Here is a 15780-nt window from a genome sequence, read left to right on the forward strand (position 1 = left end):
TTAATATTCCTCCTGAATAATAAATTTTCTTCCTACATCTACTCGATATAACTCATCAATGTCGTATGGTGTAATATCAGTTTTTGGTCCAAAACACGCCCAGATAAATGCCATATCTTTTAGCGTAGCTCCCAGCTCGGTGAAATAATATTCGCTAATCACATTTTTAACAAATGTCGTCACCAAAATATCCCGACAATCAAATCGTAGCCCATCAATATTTCTAAAACCCATTCTTGAAGCCACATTTGCGTAAAAATGATTTAGGTCCGTGTAACATTCATCTCTAGTAAGTTTCAAAACCATCAAATCACCCCCAGATTTCGGAAATGTTCAATATGCTCATTACGTGCAAACAAATATGCGTTCTGAATTGAAATACCAACCTTTGTAAAGCTTTCGGGAGTCCATCCAAAACAATTCAATACATCAGAATCTCCATCCCAGTTAATGGCATATTCATGGTTATCCATTTCGTAACGGAAGGCTGATTTGGCAAATTCTGGATCTTTCATGGCTTCATTAAGTTCTTTTGCGTGATTGATTGCCATATCTTTATATGCTTTAAAATCTCTTTTACGGATAATATCCCCGCAATTATGAACGGTACAACATTCATCGATAGATTTGACAGAAAGCTTTTCAAGTGCTTCATTTAACTGTTTTTCATTAAAAGCAAACGCGATTGGAAAATTATTCACGTCTCTCTGATGTCGTTCTCTCATTTCCAGATATTCCTGCAGTTTATCCATTCTGATTTTCCTCCTTCCATCTTCTTCTAAGTACCTCTTTATATTCTGAAAACCAATCATACACAGCCCCAACGTCTGTTTTGATTTCCGTACCATCTTTGCAAACATACGACTCCAATCCGGATATACCAATTTCAAGTTTGATATCATAAATAATTTGTTCTATAATATCTGTCATGGTATCCTCTCCTTTCGATTTGTAAAAATAAAAGAGCCTCAGCGGTTAAGCCAAGACTCTAATATTTAAGTTAATCCTCGCACTCCTCGAATTCATTTTCGTAATATTCTTCGAACCGATTAAGATTTTGTTCTACATTGATAGAATCCAGATATGCGGTTCTTCCGGTTTTACCATTTACTTCCCAGTCATATGCTCTGAGGTCTAAATCGACTCTTAAAATATCAATGCTGTCCAAAAGTCCTACATTCTGCTCAGATAGTCTGCGTACATGCTTTCCAGATTTTAAAAATACTTTCGGACCACGATCGTTGAATTTGATCTTAACCTTAATATACATGTACGGATCATCACCTTCTTCTTTCGGAGGTTTCACGGTAACATTCCAACCGTCTGCAATTAATTGATCGGCTAACTCCGTATCATCAATGTGTACTGCGAAGTTACGATCTCCTGCTCTGTTGAACTTTGATTCCTCTCCAGAAAAATTCTTAAAAATAATCCGTGCGTCATCAATCTGTAATAATTTTCCAGCTCTTGCAAATCCAATTTCCATAATTCTTAGTTTCCTTTCTTTTCTTGGATAAATTTTTTATAAAAATAAAAGAGCCTCAGCCGTTAAGCCAAGACTCTAATATTTAACTAATGTTTCAATTTGAATATACTATATCCAATCCATAATTTAGCTGGAATCTGAACCGGCCATATAAATACGGTCAATAGGGAATCCAATGCAACTATTTTAACGTCAAAAAAATCAAGAAATTCTTTTGTGTTTTCTTTTCCATTTTTGACTCTTAGCCACAATATGAGTCCTAAAAACATAACCATACAAATAAGGTCTGTCATAATCCCAATCTTCAAATAAGTTAACATAATATAAATCCTCCTTTTATTCTTAGTCATTAAAGGAGTTGTTTTCTACGCGTCTTTCTCTTTCTTTGTGATTACGCCATATTTCATGCCAGTACAAATCATAGCCGAATCACAAATTTTTGTAGTAATATACAATACCGCAGACATGCACATAACTTTCCAAATTTTACGAGTCAAATTAATCACTTCCTTCCTATTAATATGCAGTTATTCACAGAGCCCATGGGAGCTCTTCTACTTCCGGTTCTGGTACTCTCATAAATGATGGGTCTGGAATATATGGATCATCCGACACAAACCATTCATAATCTCCGTATTTAGAGATAGTGTCTACAGCATCATTCAGCAATTTATCATAGAACCGATAATCCACATTATCTTCCAAATGCATATCTCTTACCTGCTCCGATTCTAACCAACGATATCCAGTCGATCCTGGAGCAGCATATCGCTTACCCTCGTTCACACGATAAAGAACACCGCCTTTACGCCCAGACTTGATTGGTGTGAACTGACCGACCCGTCCGACAAATATCAATGAGTGACCTTTATCGATCTCTGGTCGAAGTTCTGATGTCTCACGCTCGAAGTCCGTATCAGCAATCTTACCCTTCCTATACATCTCCTCAAGCTTTGACAATCTTTTTTCTTCGGCCGATACATCCGGTAAATCTTCATTCATATCCAAATATAAATCGCCCTTGGTCGTTGAGAATGTTTCGCACAAATCTTCAAATTCTACTGGTTCATGGCTAAAGCATTTTTTGAAAATATATGGTACTGCAAATTGTTTACCAGTTGCAGTCCATTCTCCACCATGATCAGCGTTATCACCAGGAATATAACCATACAAAGCTTTACATTCTTCTGGATCCTTGTATTTGGCAATATAAACTGCATCATTCACCAGGCACATTCTGTCATAGGTCGCCTCATGCTCAAATGTATAACCATATTTCTTACCGAAGTCCATAACAAACTGAATGATCTCAGGTGTTGCATCTGGAATCTTGATGGAATCCGTCTTAATATGAGCGACAGTAAATCCACGTTTACGAACCTCATAACGAAGATCGAGCATGAATAATGCGCCACGTTTTGCAACAATATTATCAATGTTACGTTTGTCGCGGAATGCATTATCAAAGCCAGCAGAAGTAAGACCATATACAGAATTAATAGCTGTCTTCAATGCATTTGCTAATTCCTTAGCTGTCATCTCCCCATCAATTACTCTCTGAATATGTTTGGTAAGTTTACCGTCCAGCATGTTGTTAACCTCATCCCATGCCTTATGCTTAATAGATACACGTCCCCATACAATATCACGATACGCTCTTGTATAACGAACGCCGAACAGACACTCAGCAATAGTTGTTGATGGATGCATTGAAGCAATATCCAGCAAAGCGACATTACCATACATGCCTGGTAATCCCTCAGCAAATCCGCCTTCACCTACTTCTTCTCCACGATATATAGACTTCGCTTTGCCTTTTGCAAATTGGTCAAACTTGTATCCTGGAAAATATGGGAGTAAACTCTGAGCTTCGCCATGCCGCTGAGCCATCATTTCTGGACAAGATTCTTTAAGAAAATCAATTGTTTCAGGATCCAATTCCATAACCGGCTTGGATAAATCTCGGTAATGAAATTCTCCCTGAGGATTTTTATTGTTGCCAAATATAATTCTGGTAGTCAGAGTATTTGTGGTATCGTTCAATGTCATACCGGCTAAGTCTGCCAGAATCTCTCTAGCTGTGAAATCGCTTTGAAGCGCATCAAATACAGCTTCGGTAGAAATGACATCATTGTCACAATATTCGGCAACAGTCTTCCATTTTTCTTCCGGCACAGGTTGATCCCACGGTAGCCCAAGTTCTAAATGATGAATGCCAAGTTTGATTTCCCACTTCTTTAAAGACATCTTATTCCCAGCCGATGCAAAATCATAAATATCAGTATACGAAAGATTATACGCCTCTCTAAAAAATCCTTCATGCTGCATAATAATCTTCTGGGATAATTTATACAGCTGCATGTTATCATAGCCCATCAATCTCGCATAAAGCATATGATTATCGTATTTGCGGTTATTAAACCCAATTAATCTATGCTGAATAAGACCTTCAATGTCTTCTGGCGATGGATTTATCATTCTTATTACTGGATTTTCTTTGCCTTGAAACTTCCAGTTTACAAGAAATAAGTTCGGAAATACCTCAACATCAAAGAATACAATTTTTTTATCGCCCTCATCTACACTTTCGCTGGCATTCTCCGACTTGTAATGCAGATTGCTGGCAAGTCCAAGACAATATTGAGCATGATTGGTGCTATGCATGGCAAAACCTACAATTTCATTGCTCATGTCAGACACATCATAGGAAATACCGCTCTCATATGCGTCGTCCAGAACTTTCTTGATAAAATCCATGTTTGGTTTTGTGCCGGGATGAATCTCTTTCCGCAAACACTTTTCTATAGTGGTTCTCAACCCTTTTTCGGTTGGTATAACGTCTGTTCTTAGCACTTTTTCCTCCTTAATAGGCAATCCAGAACTGATTGTCGCTATTGGGAGATCATTGCACTTTGTGAGTTTTCGTCTAAGAGAACTGTTTCCAGTGAAGACCTTAATCTCAATATCTGGCGCAAATACTCGGCTTAGCCGTTCTGGATCACCTGTATAAATATAATGAAGATGGATTCCAGCACCACTCTTGCTTAATTCCGCATATGTAGCTGGCCATTTGGAAGCTTCCTCCAAATTCTTCTCAAATGATTTCTGTCCATCTTCACCTTTAATATCAAAATCGATTACTATGTGATTCGCAGGAACCTTGACATAATGAAGTCTCGATGTATCAATAGATTCGAGTGTTGTACGGACTTCGCTCCATGGTTTTTGTGGGGTTCCCATGGTTCCGGCATACTGCGCTGGATATATTCTTCCATGCTCATCGAACTGCGATTTAAGTCCACTCCGAAAATATATGGTGGATTTTGGCTCTGATTCATCTTTCTTATCCTCCTCTTTTTTCTTCTTTGTGTGGCTGCTGAATATCTCTGTTTTAAAGCCTTTAAAATATCCAAATGTTTTACCATCCCCGTCACCGTCAGTATCAAAAGTGCTGTCAAAATCCCAGAAATAATTCTTTAATTCCTCTTTGAAGTTCCTCTGCGACAACGGAAACGGTACTTTAGCTTCTTCGCAATATGTCTTGTATCTTTCCCAAGCAGATCTAAGAGATGTTCCATCTTCTCATTTAAACACATGATATGAGTCAATTACATAGTTGTAGAAATCATTGGAAGCTCCTAACATTGCAATCGGAACGTAAGTATCATACGCACCCGGATCTTCTAAATATACATCTCTGCAATGGCACGCGATACCACCAAGTTCAAACGGTATCTCTCGCATGGCTTTCATGTATTCTTTAACGCCCAGTTTATTACCAGATGGAGTAACATCAATCAATCTTCGAATAAGACCAGATTTGCCATCTGTAATCTTTACTGGTCTGTTCGTACCCATAAGCAAAAATGCATTGAACTTATTTGAATATGTAGACTTAAATTTCTCATTTACGGTCATAAGTTCATGCGAAACCAAGCTATTCAATCTTGTATTATCCTCAATCTTTGACAGGTCACCATCATGTTGGATAGCCACAAGTGGGTTAGTTTTAAAAGCTTCCAAAGCAAAAGAGTTACTAGCAGAGCCCAATGCTTTCGCATCAAACACCGAATAGTAACCCTCAAATAACATTTGGATAATATTTATGATTGTTGATTTACCGCTACCCGCAGCTCCATAAAACACCATGAACTTCTGTAATGTCTTAGAAGCTCCGGTAACGATAGCCCCAATAACCCACTCAATCTTGTGCCGCTCGCCTTCAGAATATAAAGTAGAGATAAGTTTCTCGTATGCATCTATATTTGTAGGTTCCAGTGGGTAATTGAGTTTTTTACTTGCGTAATCTTCCTTGGTCGTTTCCACATTAGAGAATATCAATGTTTCGTCAAGTGGATGAAAATTATCTCTAAGCTGCTTTTGACAATACTTGTGCCACGAGTCGATCGAACCAGAATCAGAATCCCACATATATAACGGGATAAGAGAATCAGTTGTCTTCTCTCTGTACTCAGCAACAAATTTTTTGATCTCACGGTCTACAATCCTGACAACTTCTTGTTCATCTGTGGACCACAAATGCTTCTCTTCATCCCAAATAGCATAAAAATCTCCGCCGCGAATCATTAAATCTGTGCTTCGATTATTAATGATAAATTTGGGATATATTTCAACCACACCCTGTTTTTTGGTTCGGGTTGCGATTTTAAAAAAATCCATATTACATCAATTTATCTCCTCTCATGAAATTGTATCTAGGTACCATAAAAGCTGTACCCAGATCTCAACGTTACGCAAGTCGTCCTTACTTCCATGGATTGTAAACAAACCGCCATGACCATCTGGCTCGTAATCGTTCCTCATAAATTGATTCAGTATGAGTCGAACATATCTACGATCGTAATTATCATCTGTCATAGAAGATAATCCAAGACTTGCTACCATTTGCCAAAACCATTGTTTTGTCCGGTTTCCCTTTTGTGGATTATCCATGATGGTTTCTTCACAGCGTAAGGCCAGTGCAATCATCATTTCAAGCATTGAACATGTCTCTGGCAATGCAGCTTCGACATCCTCATAGCGATATCTTTTCAAATCAGAAAACCGGTAACGAAGCCCTAATCCGTCACCGGCTCTATTACTATCCATTGGAAGTGCTGGATCATACTCTCTGTGATATAACGCATCCAATAGGTAGCCATATGAAATATCGCGTATATGCTTATCGACGATAGAACGTAACCATTTATAATATTCGTCGTTAATATCCATAGGCTACCTCCTGTTTAAAACATATCTCTATAGTTGGAGTCATCCTTGAGAATCTCGAAGTCTGTTTCAAGCTCCTCATTTCTGACATATACTGTATCTTCTTCGTATTCACCGAAATGATCTAATGATTCCTCACCGACAATCTCATCAACATTTGTGATCACATTATCGTATTCATCCGCCAGAACGCCGTCGGCGTATAATGTTAATGTCTGTGTTTTGAAATCATTAGTGTCAAATTCATCAGGCGAAATCACCTGTGGTGTATAAACTTCTACCACTTCTTTTTCATCCTCCTTTTTTATTTTTGAATAGTTAGTATAGTTGGATGCCATTTCGCGATACTGATTAACCTCTTCTTTTGTCGGTTCTGGTTCTGTATCGCCTTCGGTTGGCTCTTCCAGCTTTTTCATTTTCTTTGCATAAACTTCTTTTACAGATGCAATCTCTTCCTCTGCAATCTGTTCATATTTTGTTTTTAATACTCGTTCGGTAACAATTGTTCCAAGTGCTGCGCCTGCTAAAAATATCAATAAATTTTTACATGTATTCATCTTCTTCATACTCCTTATATAGTGTTGTTACGTCGTCCTCTTTATCGTCGGGTTTCAATGTTATAGCAGTTATTGCGAGGCCACCGAAAAATAACGATAGACTCAAAAATACACCGCCTGTAATATGTCGCTTCTTACTTGTGCTCAGTGACATTTGCAACATGTATAGCATCCTTTCGATTTTATCCATACCGTTCAACCCCTTTGTAATATGGCGATTCCTCCCATGAAGAATATGCTTGCTAAAGTGACAAATACAAATGTATATTTTCTCATCGATTTAATCCTCCTTTTCGTACACCCTTACGTAATCGACAGGGCTATTCCAAGATTCAGTGCAACTCGAAATATCTCCATCACGCATTGCAGATCGGTTCAAATTATCCCAGTCTATTACAAATTCAGACATACAACCATTATGTTTTGTAACAATGTTAGCACTATCGGTATCATTGTCATCTTTTTGATCGGCGAGGATACATGGAATGACTGTCCCGTTCATTAATACCAAGTCAAACCAGGTTCCAATTTCCGATGTAAAATACGAACCAATGGCGACACAATATCGTCCATCGACTTGTCGAATACCAAATTTTCCTGTGTAAGCTTCAGTATTCTGCAGTATATACTGAGCTGAACTACGGTCTGTGATCATATTGTAATCCATGAATGATTTGTACCCGGACGTCTCCGGAGCATCATAATCAATATATGCACAGGACTGCTTTGAAATGTAGCTTTTATATAGATATCCAGTTTGACCATCGTGATTAATAGATACCCATTCGTCGTCATAATCAGAATATTCAATTTGCGTGTTGAAAATATAAGTATCAAGAATTTCAGAATCTGTAGATGGAGATAGCCGAACGTTAACAGATGCAGTAGTATATCCAATGTATGTAGGCTTTAAGAGTTGGATAGTTACCAACGATATTCCTGCTGTAGTTGCCGATGCATTAATCGGCCTACAAATAGATAAACTCAGTAGAGTAACCATGGCAAAAGCCCTTATTTTTCGTAATATCATACTTTACTCGCTCTCTTATCACAAATATAAATTTGTCCGCCAATCTGACAACCTTCAATCTTGCCGAGTGTATATAAGGTTCGGACTGTGGAAACACCAGTGTTCATTTTTACTGCCGCCTCCTCAAGCGTAAGTAAACCCGGTAAATTAACCGTATCGCCACTGAATATTTCCTCATTTTCCAGATTGTTTTCTAAAATATAAATAATCAATTCTCTTCCAGTCATACTATGGATCCTCCTTTGATAAAAACATTTTTACTTTCGATCGATGAGATCTCTATACTTATTTCCCGATACTGTGGTATTCAGACCTGCCATTCACATCATATTTACAATCGGTCCGTCTACATTGAAATCAAGAATGATGTTGCGTTCATAACCATTGATGAAATTCTCTTTGGCTTTGTACATATCATCAAAAATACCAAAGTCAACGAAATTATCGCCAACAGCATTATCATCGCAATAAAGCCATCCGACTACCTGTCCTTCTGCTGTACGAGGGAAACCAAGAGCCTCATATGCATCATTCAGGAATAAGAAACCATCTCGTTTCAGCTGATCATTTAACTGAGACTGGATGCTTTTAAGAACCCACATATTGTGGCTTGGGTCTTTGGTCCAACCATTACAACCCTCGGCGTATACTCTTGCATATCCGCTGAATCGTTCCGGATCGTATACGTTGTATGTAGACTTTACAGTCTTCTCTTTACCATCTTCGTCTTTGATTTTTTCTTTTACAACCTCCGCATGAGTATCAAATCGAAGCTCCTGATCCAGATCTTTACCGAATTTGTCAACCACACGTTTACGATAATCCTTGAACGCTTTATCTACAGACGCGTATGCTGCAGCGAGTCCAAGATTTCTCTTTCTGATAATATTGTGAGATGCCAGAATTGACATTACAGATAATGTACCCATTGCTACTGCTGGTCCATACAATTTGATAAGTTTAACCATTGTCTGCGCACGAATGATCATACGGTCTTTCTTCGCGTCAGCTGGAGTATACTCTTCGGGAAGATTGTCTGGGTGCTCTTCAGCATCGTTTACAGCTGCAATGTCGTCCTTATGAGATTCCATAATGTCGTTCAGTTTCGTAGATGCTTTGCAAGCCATTACAGCTCCTGTCACACCCAAAACAATACCGGAGACCAAAAGAATCTCCGGGCTGTATTTCATAGTTTTCAGTTTTACTTTTCCAAGCGATCTTGTCATTTTATTCATAATATTAGCTTTCATTTTATTCTGCCTCCTCATAACCTACTTTGTGCACATAATCTACGCTATCTGGCGCACAGCCAAACTCCGGACAAAGTGATAACCACAATTCTTCTAATTCAGACATATTGCTGACATTCAATTCCGTTTCATCGCCGTCATTGAAACCAATTCTATATGTCATCGGCTTTTCGGTTTCAACCACGATGTTTTTACCTGCTCTTTTAATATTCATTATTTGTTCTCTCCCCTATCTAATTTTACTGCTGGTGGCATTTTAAGAACCCATTTGCCAGATGCAGAAAGTCCAATACCATATCCAGATAATAATTTATGCAGATCATTCCATCCATATTTTTCTTTCATATATCCGCGCCAGCCAGATTCGCCACAAATATAATAATATTCATTGATCGAGCATGAGCCATAGCGCTTGATAATTTGTTTTATTCCATTAAGAGCGATAGCAGCCTCTACTGGGTTATCAAACGCCATAACGTTTACTGGATACGGAATATCATCACCTTTTGGGTCACCAGCTGCACCTGCTTCGCCAAGGATATTTTCATCTGTTCCTTCAACAGGTTTATTCATAAACTGTCCGAAACCGTCGTAATCAAATTTGCTCTGAATTTCTCCACCGAGAGCTGCATAGCCACAAATATCAATCCAGTTATCGTCCTTATACACTCCTCCCGCATTACGAGCTACCTTGAGCAATACCATCATGTTTGCCACATCAACAGATGAAATATCATGGTTCAGATACACGCTCCATAACTGAGCAATACGATCAAAGCTATCCTCCGGTTTGCCATATGCGCCTTCACGCTCTCCGTTAATGATGCTTTCTGCCTTGTTTAAAATCTCTTTTCTGTTCATACTAATTTCTCCTTTCGATTTGTATATAAATTATTTAATTGGTACCACTTTCGGGAAACGAATCATGTAATCTCCGCCATGAACACGAATAATATCTGCATTACGAAGATTTTTCCATCCGTAGTTATTATCTGTGTAATTACCGGTGATTCCTACAAGCTCGTATAAATCTGCAACTGTAGCTGAACCATAATCGTCGATTATAGCATCAAGACTGTCTAATACGTCCTCTGCCTCTCCACGACTCTCAAGTAAAATATCATCAAATTCATACACTGATCTTCTTGTGTAACTGCGATCGTCTCTTCTGGAATTATCCGAATATGATCTATACGAAACGTAGCTTGAATTTGGTCTATTGTTGCCTCCACGATTTCCTTTCGGTTTTGTATCACCAAAGAACATGATATTAATTCCGTCCCAAACTATATCCAGAACAGTATTTTTAATAGCTGGAACCAAAATATCCATAACTGTATGCTCCATTACGCCACCAGAATTCTCAGATACGAATGCATCAGTAAATTTAGAAGCTTTGGTTTTCTTTCTGGTTTTAACCTTACCGGTTACAACTTTTTCAACTTTTTTCTTTTCTTTTTCCCCTTTCTCCTCTTTTGATCTGTGAGAATTTGCTGGAAGATTATTGATATCCATACTTACGCTCCTTTTACGCTTCCATAATTGTCAATTTCCCTGGTAATGTGATTCTTGAATCGGCTGTACGCTTCGCCCATTTCTTAAACTGATACGCCAGATTGCTACGTGCCTTTTTCTCAGAAGACGCGGTTGTTTCCCCCTGCCATCTATTTGAAATACACTTATCGAACTCCATCACCGGTCCATCATATCTATATACCGCCATACGTTACCTCCAAAATAAAAAGAGACATACCTTGTTACAGGTATGCCCCTCAGCCTAGAATATAATTATTCTACTGGACTCTCGTCAACATCTTCCACAGTGCAGTAGCTGTCAACTACATTTTCGTCGTAATCGTAGTTGCCTCCATTTGATTTTCTTGAACCTAAAGCATATCCAAGAATTCCAAGAGTTACACCAGCAACTACCATACCGATAGTTTTACCGTGTTTCTTGAATCCTGCTTTTGCTTTATCAAGTTTGCTTTCAGCAACTTCAGTTACTTCTACATCCTCTACAGTTTCCATTTCTACTACTTTTTTGTTTTCATCTGACATTGTTATGTCCTCCTTTATAATAATTTTTATATTCTGTCATTAAAGACGTTGAAATTTTCGCGTTTACATAAGTTTTGAGAAATCATATCTCGGGGCTACGGTATAATCCATAACCAGACTAGGCGTTCCATCTTCACCGACAATGGAATCAAACGACACCTCGATCAATCCCTCATCCAGATTCCATCCAAGTTCGTCACTGATCTTTGTGTGAGGAATACCTAACTCATCATATAAATCTGATAAAGAGACGTACATGTCATATGTCATTGTACGGTTGAGTTTGTTAATTGCAGCTTCAATTTTGTTTTTGTTTGATGAGAATGGATAGTTCGAAATAACATCAATACATTTATAATCTCCATTCCCAATAACAATCGTTTTAGTAGCCGGTTCTTTTTTGACAACCCGTTTTGCTTTATCTTCTTTAGCTTTCTGATTGATCACGCGCTCTTTTTCCTCGCCAATCTCCTCAACAACTCTGCGTCGATAGTCGAATAAAGCTTCTTTTGACAAATTACAAGCCGTAGCCAGAGCTGCTTTCTGTCTGAGATTGATTGAATTTGCACCGATCAGGCAAGTGATAGATAATCCGCCTAAAATAAATGATGGTATGTACGGTTTCCATGCAGCTATAAAAATATCTTTTTTGGTGAATTCCTGTTCATTTTCCTCAGCAATCTCAGCCGCTTCGTCAATTAGTCTCAAAGCTTTTGGAGTTGCCGTTACCGCAGATATAGTAGCCCCAATTCCAAGCCCTATCCCTACTGCTGTAAGAAGTGCTGGACTGTTTTTACTAATCCCTGTTCTAATGTTACCAATAAAATTTGTCATGTTATCAGTTCCTTTCTACGCTAAATTTATTGATTGATAACTAAAAGTGTTCCAAATCGTCTTAATGCCTGTTTTGTTGCCACACGAGATATAAATCGGTTCATTATTAACGGTTTGAATATCAACGGTTCTGTTGAAACCATCAATACTTATGACCGTACAATGGACACCTGCATTTCTTTTACAATGCCCATTTAATACGACTTCGTCTCCGATTTTCAATTTGTCGAACTCAGTCATTGTCATTTTGTCTTTCCTCCTGTTCTTTTGCTGTTAGCTATACGTAAGCATAAGAAAAGTAATTAGATTCTGTGTCGCCATGTCGTCTTCAGCAGGCATAATGTCCCATCCTCGATCATATCTTGCTGTGATTTTTCCATCAATTTTGATACATAGCTTATGAATGCGACCGTTACCGATTCCAAATTTACTTCCTTTGGTAAACACCTTTACTACGTAATATGCGTCTACCATATCCATATCTGTATTTTTCGGAATTTTTATATTTTCTTCATACAACATATGTTTCCTCCCTTGAAAAATATAAAAGGAAGAGACCTAAGCCTCCTCCTGTTCTTTCTGAGCAAGATACTCTTCCACTTTTTCGTCAATCTGCTTCTCTGCACGATTCTCTGAAATCACACCAATTACAATCGCTGCGAGTGCATTAATCGCTACAATAGCAAATTTACTCCAATCTGTTTTCTTCATAGTGTCTACATCCTCCTTTCATTAAGGTGTTTGAAATTTTTGCGAATCACAACATATCAATATCTGGATATGGAGTCTGCATGATTTCAATAATCCAGAATGGTGTTCCGTCTTCCAGACTTGCCTTTTTATGATTAAAATCAATCCAGAACTCTCCCTCGTCCATGGGAACCCACCCCATGTCGTTTCCATTTTCTACATGCATCAACCCCAAGAAATCATACCATTCGTTAACCACTTGACACCCGGCTAAAATATAATTTCTATTCGTATGGTATTCAGCGGATAAGACAGATTCCAGTGTTGAATTAAAGAATCTTTTTGATAACGCATCGTAGAACAATAGCTCCGGCCCGCATAATGACGGATCACCAGATAAATCAATAACATCACACATACAAACCGCAGTAATCCTCGGGGCATCTACTTGTTCGATTGCTAAGGATTCCATTACACGTTCATGTGTTTCTTCTCCATATAATTCTTTAAGTTTTCTCTTGTAATCTTTGAATGACTGATCCAATACTGCATACGCGCTCATCAGTGACGCTTGAGATGCTTTGTTAAGGATGTTTGAACTCAGAATACAGAATATTGTAGCTGATCCGGTTAAGATTACTGGAATATAAACCGGAATGGCTACCTGCATTTTCTGCCAAATTGTAAGTTCATGTTTTTCAAGTTCTTCAGCCTCTTTGAGTAATCTAAGAGCTTTCGGTGCTGCTCTGGTTGTTGTAATCACAGTCGCCACTACACCTACTGCTCCAGCGATAGCCAATACGGTCGCAGAATTTCTCTGGATAAAAGCTTTAGATTTCATCGTAATCTCCCTTTCTGAATTGTTCTATTTTTGATATAAATGCTTTCATTTCTAAAACCGGTAAATATACTGGTTTATGAAACATACATCCATACATGTCAGTTATTGTAGAAAGAGTTTCGGCACGGACAGAACCTTCGCTATCGTACCATTCTAATATAACCTGACGATTCCGGCTCGTGCTTTGATACACTGCATATCCCAAATGCACATCATCTATTTTCAGAAGTATAAGCGTGTATTCACGGGTTCTCAATATTTCATCGGCTTTGGTTTTATTCATAGATTTCCTCCTTTCGATTTGCTGAAAAAATAAAAGAGAAAAGCCATTGTTGACCTTTCTCTCTGTTGACTATTTTTTCTTTCTACTAATGAGCCATTTCATCAGTAATACTATTAACACTATACATACAATAACGTCACCAAATATAATGATACCAACTGCACCAAATACACTAATAATTAGTACGGTGGCTACCACCAAAATAGTTAATATTGTTGCTAAAATTGTAAATAATATCATAACGATACCTCCTTTAATATTTTTCATCTAGTCATTAAAGGAAGTGTTTGACTCGCGAATATAAAAAGAAGAGGCTTATGCCTCCTCCTCATGAATCTGTTCTAAACAAACTTTCTGTAAATCCGTCAGATTTTTAATCAAAATATCTATGGATTTCTGTTGAGCCTTTACGATTTCTAAAATATCGCTTTGACCTTTAATAACTGCTTCCATAGCATCTCTCTTTTTTCTGAACATAATAAGTATCCTCCTTTGTTTATGATTCCATAAAAGAAACTGTTTATTATGCGAAAATAGTAACGAATCTATGACTCGATTTTTGAAGCTTTATATTCTGCAGTATTTTTAGCTACTCTTGATATGAATCGTGCTTTTTTTCGTTTGTCGCTAGATAATAAATCTATGCAATCTTCGGCAGAAGCGTTGTAAGCTTTTAAAATACCTAACATCCGTCCTTTACCAAACGAATATGCAAATTCCATCACTCCATATACGATACTTCCAATTACACAAACTTTAATCATTTTGTTCATATTAATTTCCTCCTTGAAAAATAATCAGCTATCTAAATCAAATATTCCTTCTATCGAAACATGTTTCCCAACGCTCTCTTTTTATCGGTTTCATTTTCAAAGCCCACATAATCTGTCTGATTGTAACTGTTGGATACAAATCATTTACACACTCGCCAGCTCTTTCATCAAAAAACTTCTTAAATCCAGGATGCAAATATAATTGATCGGTAAGCCATGGATCTATTTTTGTCCAATATGTACTTTTGGTCTCTTTTACGTATTTCTGTTGAATAACTGCCAGACCTTTATCGCCGATCAAATATAAAGTACATTTGTTATACACTGGATGATCGCATTCGTACGTTTGACCATAAGCTGTTGAAAATATTTTAGGTGGTTCGAAGTGGTATCTCATGACACTAATATGTCAGCAACACATAACACAAATTCCGGACAATCTGATTCTTCAAGGGTTTCAAGAAACATTTTAACCACGTCCGGATAATCTTTTATTGCTCGAATGGCAACTCGAACGTTTATTATTGCATCGTCCACGTTCCCGCTGTCAAATAGCAGATTCGCGTCATTGAGTCTGCTTTTACAAAAAGAAATATCATGGTTCTTTTTTATTTCGTAATCATTAAGTTTCATAAATATGTTCTCCTTTCGATATGTGTAAAAATGCATTATCCCAACACCTTAAAACAACTTGCTGCGCCACATGTATGGGTACCATCGCGCTCGATTTTATTTTGGTGATAAATGTA

At 37.8% G+C, this 15780-nt stretch carries 28 protein-coding genes; all 28 read right to left on the reverse strand.

What is annotated here, in order from left to right:
- Positions 1-306 (reverse strand): hypothetical protein, encoded by a 306-nt coding sequence (locus LG34_RS05995; protein WP_109215276.1) that lies wholly within the window; start codon positions 304-306, stop codon positions 1-3.
- Complete coding sequence (locus LG34_RS06000) at positions 306-752, reverse strand: DUF7659 family protein (RefSeq protein ID WP_109215277.1); 447 nt, start codon at positions 750-752, stop codon at positions 306-308. Before LG34_RS06000 ends, LG34_RS05995 begins: the two co-directional genes overlap by 1 nt.
- On the reverse strand, positions 745-930 hold the full coding sequence (locus LG34_RS06005) for a hypothetical protein (RefSeq protein WP_109215278.1): 186 nt from the start codon (positions 928-930) through the stop codon (positions 745-747). Before LG34_RS06005 ends, LG34_RS06000 begins: the two co-directional genes overlap by 8 nt.
- Before the next feature lie 70 nt (positions 931-1000).
- The gene (locus tag LG34_RS06010; RefSeq protein ID WP_109215279.1) at positions 1001-1486 is read right to left on the reverse strand and encodes a hypothetical protein; all 486 of its coding nucleotides are present in this window, start codon (positions 1484-1486) and stop codon (positions 1001-1003) included.
- Between the two features lie 86 nt (positions 1487-1572).
- Positions 1573-1806 (reverse strand): hypothetical protein, encoded by a 234-nt coding sequence (locus LG34_RS06015; RefSeq protein ID WP_109215280.1) that lies wholly within the window; start codon positions 1804-1806, stop codon positions 1573-1575.
- A 211-nt stretch (positions 1807-2017) separates the two neighbouring features.
- On the reverse strand, positions 2018-4993 hold the full coding sequence (locus LG34_RS06020) for a hypothetical protein (protein WP_347486676.1): 2976 nt from the start codon (positions 4991-4993) through the stop codon (positions 2018-2020).
- A 75-nt stretch (positions 4994-5068) separates the two neighbouring features.
- Positions 5069-6166, reverse strand: a complete 1098-nt coding sequence (locus LG34_RS17325) for a DUF5906 domain-containing protein (protein WP_347486678.1) — start codon at positions 6164-6166, stop codon at positions 5069-5071.
- A gap of 21 nt (positions 6167-6187) precedes the next feature.
- A complete protein-coding gene (locus LG34_RS06025) occupies positions 6188-6718 on the reverse strand; it encodes a hypothetical protein (protein ID WP_109215281.1) in 531 nt (176 codons plus the stop codon).
- Between the two features lie 14 nt (positions 6719-6732).
- Positions 6733-7272, reverse strand: coding sequence for a hypothetical protein (locus LG34_RS06030; protein WP_109215282.1), 540 nt, complete (start codon positions 7270-7272; stop codon positions 6733-6735).
- Complete coding sequence (locus LG34_RS06035; protein ID WP_109215283.1) at positions 7259-7462, reverse strand: histidine kinase; 204 nt, start codon at positions 7460-7462, stop codon at positions 7259-7261. Before LG34_RS06035 ends, LG34_RS06030 begins: the two co-directional genes overlap by 14 nt.
- Positions 7463-7552: 90 nt before the next feature.
- The gene (locus tag LG34_RS06040; protein WP_109215284.1) at positions 7553-8302 is read right to left on the reverse strand and encodes an SH3 domain-containing protein; all 750 of its coding nucleotides are present in this window, start codon (positions 8300-8302) and stop codon (positions 7553-7555) included.
- Positions 8299-8529: a helix-turn-helix domain-containing protein gene (locus LG34_RS06045; protein ID WP_109215285.1), complete on the reverse strand. Its 231-nt coding sequence runs from the start codon at positions 8527-8529 to the stop codon at positions 8299-8301. The genes LG34_RS06040 and LG34_RS06045 overlap by 4 nt, the downstream gene beginning before the upstream one ends.
- Positions 8530-8622: 93 nt before the next feature.
- The gene (locus LG34_RS06050) at positions 8623-9552 is read right to left on the reverse strand and encodes a DUF6353 family protein (RefSeq protein ID WP_109215286.1); all 930 of its coding nucleotides are present in this window, start codon (positions 9550-9552) and stop codon (positions 8623-8625) included.
- Between the two features lies 1 nt (position 9553).
- Positions 9554-9766, reverse strand: a complete 213-nt coding sequence (locus LG34_RS06055) for a hypothetical protein (protein WP_109215287.1) — start codon at positions 9764-9766, stop codon at positions 9554-9556.
- A complete protein-coding gene (locus tag LG34_RS16660) occupies positions 9766-10413 on the reverse strand; it encodes a DUF6378 domain-containing protein (RefSeq protein WP_181369299.1) in 648 nt (215 codons plus the stop codon). The genes LG34_RS06055 and LG34_RS16660 overlap by 1 nt, the downstream gene beginning before the upstream one ends.
- A gap of 30 nt (positions 10414-10443) precedes the next feature.
- Positions 10444-11067, reverse strand: coding sequence for a hypothetical protein (locus tag LG34_RS06065; RefSeq protein WP_109215288.1), 624 nt, complete (start codon positions 11065-11067; stop codon positions 10444-10446).
- 13 nt (positions 11068-11080) lie between these two features.
- Positions 11081-11275: a hypothetical protein gene (locus tag LG34_RS06070; RefSeq protein ID WP_109215289.1), complete on the reverse strand. Its 195-nt coding sequence runs from the start codon at positions 11273-11275 to the stop codon at positions 11081-11083.
- A 65-nt stretch (positions 11276-11340) separates the two neighbouring features.
- Positions 11341-11610, reverse strand: a complete 270-nt coding sequence (locus LG34_RS06075; protein ID WP_109215290.1) for a hypothetical protein — start codon at positions 11608-11610, stop codon at positions 11341-11343.
- 63 nt (positions 11611-11673) lie between these two features.
- Positions 11674-12444 (reverse strand): DUF6353 family protein, encoded by a 771-nt coding sequence (locus LG34_RS06080; protein ID WP_109215291.1) that lies wholly within the window; start codon positions 12442-12444, stop codon positions 11674-11676.
- A gap of 15 nt (positions 12445-12459) precedes the next feature.
- On the reverse strand, positions 12460-12690 hold the full coding sequence (locus LG34_RS06085; protein WP_109215292.1) for a hypothetical protein: 231 nt from the start codon (positions 12688-12690) through the stop codon (positions 12460-12462).
- 27 nt (positions 12691-12717) lie between these two features.
- Complete coding sequence (locus LG34_RS06090) at positions 12718-12966, reverse strand: DUF7678 domain-containing protein (protein WP_109215293.1); 249 nt, start codon at positions 12964-12966, stop codon at positions 12718-12720.
- 36 nt (positions 12967-13002) lie between these two features.
- Positions 13003-13155 (reverse strand): hypothetical protein, encoded by a 153-nt coding sequence (locus LG34_RS16665; RefSeq protein WP_181369300.1) that lies wholly within the window; start codon positions 13153-13155, stop codon positions 13003-13005.
- Between the two features lie 46 nt (positions 13156-13201).
- Positions 13202-13975 carry a DUF6353 family protein gene (locus tag LG34_RS06095; protein ID WP_109215294.1) on the reverse strand — a complete coding sequence of 258 codons (774 nt, stop codon included), beginning with the start codon at positions 13973-13975 and terminating at the stop codon, positions 13202-13204.
- Positions 13965-14258 carry a hypothetical protein gene (locus LG34_RS06100; RefSeq protein WP_109215295.1) on the reverse strand — a complete coding sequence of 98 codons (294 nt, stop codon included), beginning with the start codon at positions 14256-14258 and terminating at the stop codon, positions 13965-13967. The genes LG34_RS06095 and LG34_RS06100 overlap by 11 nt, the downstream gene beginning before the upstream one ends.
- Before the next feature lie 69 nt (positions 14259-14327).
- Positions 14328-14498 carry a hypothetical protein gene (locus LG34_RS16670; RefSeq protein WP_181369301.1) on the reverse strand — a complete coding sequence of 57 codons (171 nt, stop codon included), beginning with the start codon at positions 14496-14498 and terminating at the stop codon, positions 14328-14330.
- 75 nt (positions 14499-14573) lie between these two features.
- Positions 14574-14735, reverse strand: a complete 162-nt coding sequence (locus LG34_RS16675; protein ID WP_181369302.1) for a hypothetical protein — start codon at positions 14733-14735, stop codon at positions 14574-14576.
- Between the two features lie 68 nt (positions 14736-14803).
- The gene (locus LG34_RS06105) at positions 14804-15031 is read right to left on the reverse strand and encodes a hypothetical protein (protein WP_109215296.1); all 228 of its coding nucleotides are present in this window, start codon (positions 15029-15031) and stop codon (positions 14804-14806) included.
- 393 nt (positions 15032-15424) lie between these two features.
- Positions 15425-15664 carry a hypothetical protein gene (locus LG34_RS06115; RefSeq protein WP_109215298.1) on the reverse strand — a complete coding sequence of 80 codons (240 nt, stop codon included), beginning with the start codon at positions 15662-15664 and terminating at the stop codon, positions 15425-15427.
- Between the last annotated feature and the right edge of the window lie 116 nt (positions 15665-15780).

Origin of the sequence: Eubacterium ramulus (genome assembly GCF_003122485.1) — a bacterium.
GTDB classification, from domain to species: domain Bacteria; phylum Bacillota; class Clostridia; order Lachnospirales; family Lachnospiraceae; genus Eubacterium_I; species Eubacterium_I ramulus_A.

What these genes read in the sequence shown, in the direction of transcription:
- LG34_RS05995 (WP_109215276.1), bottom strand. Translation starts at nt 306, where the DNA reads ATGGTTTTGAAACTTACTAGAGATGAATGTTACACGGACCTAAATCAT.
- LG34_RS06000 (WP_109215277.1), bottom strand. Translation starts at nt 752, where the DNA reads ATGGATAAACTGCAGGAATATCTGGAAATGAGAGAACGACATCAGAGA.
- LG34_RS06005 (WP_109215278.1), bottom strand. Translation starts at nt 930, where the DNA reads ATGACAGATATTATAGAACAAATTATTTATGATATCAAACTTGAAATT.
- LG34_RS06010 (WP_109215279.1), bottom strand. Translation starts at nt 1,486, where the DNA reads ATGGAAATTGGATTTGCAAGAGCTGGAAAATTATTACAGATTGATGAC.
- LG34_RS06015 (WP_109215280.1), bottom strand. Translation starts at nt 1,806, where the DNA reads ATGTTAACTTATTTGAAGATTGGGATTATGACAGACCTTATTTGTATG.
- LG34_RS17325 (WP_347486678.1), bottom strand. Translation starts at nt 6,166, where the DNA reads ATGGATTTTTTTAAAATCGCAACCCGAACCAAAAAACAGGGTGTGGTT.
- LG34_RS06025 (WP_109215281.1), bottom strand. Translation starts at nt 6,718, where the DNA reads ATGGATATTAACGACGAATATTATAAATGGTTACGTTCTATCGTCGAT.
- LG34_RS06030 (WP_109215282.1), bottom strand. Translation starts at nt 7,272, where the DNA reads ATGAATACATGTAAAAATTTATTGATATTTTTAGCAGGCGCAGCACTT.
- LG34_RS06035 (WP_109215283.1), bottom strand. Translation starts at nt 7,462, where the DNA reads ATGGATAAAATCGAAAGGATGCTATACATGTTGCAAATGTCACTGAGC.
- LG34_RS06040 (WP_109215284.1), bottom strand. Translation starts at nt 8,302, where the DNA reads ATGATATTACGAAAAATAAGGGCTTTTGCCATGGTTACTCTACTGAGT.
- LG34_RS06045 (WP_109215285.1), bottom strand. Translation starts at nt 8,529, where the DNA reads ATGACTGGAAGAGAATTGATTATTTATATTTTAGAAAACAATCTGGAA.
- LG34_RS06050 (WP_109215286.1), bottom strand. Translation starts at nt 9,552, where the DNA reads ATGAAAGCTAATATTATGAATAAAATGACAAGATCGCTTGGAAAAGTA.
- LG34_RS06055 (WP_109215287.1), bottom strand. Translation starts at nt 9,766, where the DNA reads ATGAATATTAAAAGAGCAGGTAAAAACATCGTGGTTGAAACCGAAAAG.
- LG34_RS16660 (WP_181369299.1), bottom strand. Translation starts at nt 10,413, where the DNA reads ATGAACAGAAAAGAGATTTTAAACAAGGCAGAAAGCATCATTAACGGA.
- LG34_RS06065 (WP_109215288.1), bottom strand. Translation starts at nt 11,067, where the DNA reads ATGGATATCAATAATCTTCCAGCAAATTCTCACAGATCAAAAGAGGAG.
- LG34_RS06070 (WP_109215289.1), bottom strand. Translation starts at nt 11,275, where the DNA reads ATGGCGGTATATAGATATGATGGACCGGTGATGGAGTTCGATAAGTGT.
- LG34_RS06075 (WP_109215290.1), bottom strand. Translation starts at nt 11,610, where the DNA reads ATGTCAGATGAAAACAAAAAAGTAGTAGAAATGGAAACTGTAGAGGAT.
- LG34_RS06080 (WP_109215291.1), bottom strand. Translation starts at nt 12,444, where the DNA reads ATGACAAATTTTATTGGTAACATTAGAACAGGGATTAGTAAAAACAGT.
- LG34_RS06085 (WP_109215292.1), bottom strand. Translation starts at nt 12,690, where the DNA reads ATGACAATGACTGAGTTCGACAAATTGAAAATCGGAGACGAAGTCGTA.
- LG34_RS06090 (WP_109215293.1), bottom strand. Translation starts at nt 12,966, where the DNA reads ATGTTGTATGAAGAAAATATAAAAATTCCGAAAAATACAGATATGGAT.
- LG34_RS16665 (WP_181369300.1), bottom strand. Translation starts at nt 13,155, where the DNA reads ATGAAGAAAACAGATTGGAGTAAATTTGCTATTGTAGCGATTAATGCA.
- LG34_RS06095 (WP_109215294.1), bottom strand. Translation starts at nt 13,975, where the DNA reads ATGAAATCTAAAGCTTTTATCCAGAGAAATTCTGCGACCGTATTGGCT.
- LG34_RS06100 (WP_109215295.1), bottom strand. Translation starts at nt 14,258, where the DNA reads ATGAATAAAACCAAAGCCGATGAAATATTGAGAACCCGTGAATACACG.
- LG34_RS16670 (WP_181369301.1), bottom strand. Translation starts at nt 14,498, where the DNA reads ATGATATTATTTACAATTTTAGCAACAATATTAACTATTTTGGTGGTA.
- LG34_RS16675 (WP_181369302.1), bottom strand. Translation starts at nt 14,735, where the DNA reads ATGTTCAGAAAAAAGAGAGATGCTATGGAAGCAGTTATTAAAGGTCAA.
- LG34_RS06105 (WP_109215296.1), bottom strand. Translation starts at nt 15,031, where the DNA reads ATGAACAAAATGATTAAAGTTTGTGTAATTGGAAGTATCGTATATGGA.
- LG34_RS06115 (WP_109215298.1), bottom strand. Translation starts at nt 15,664, where the DNA reads ATGAAACTTAATGATTACGAAATAAAAAAGAACCATGATATTTCTTTT.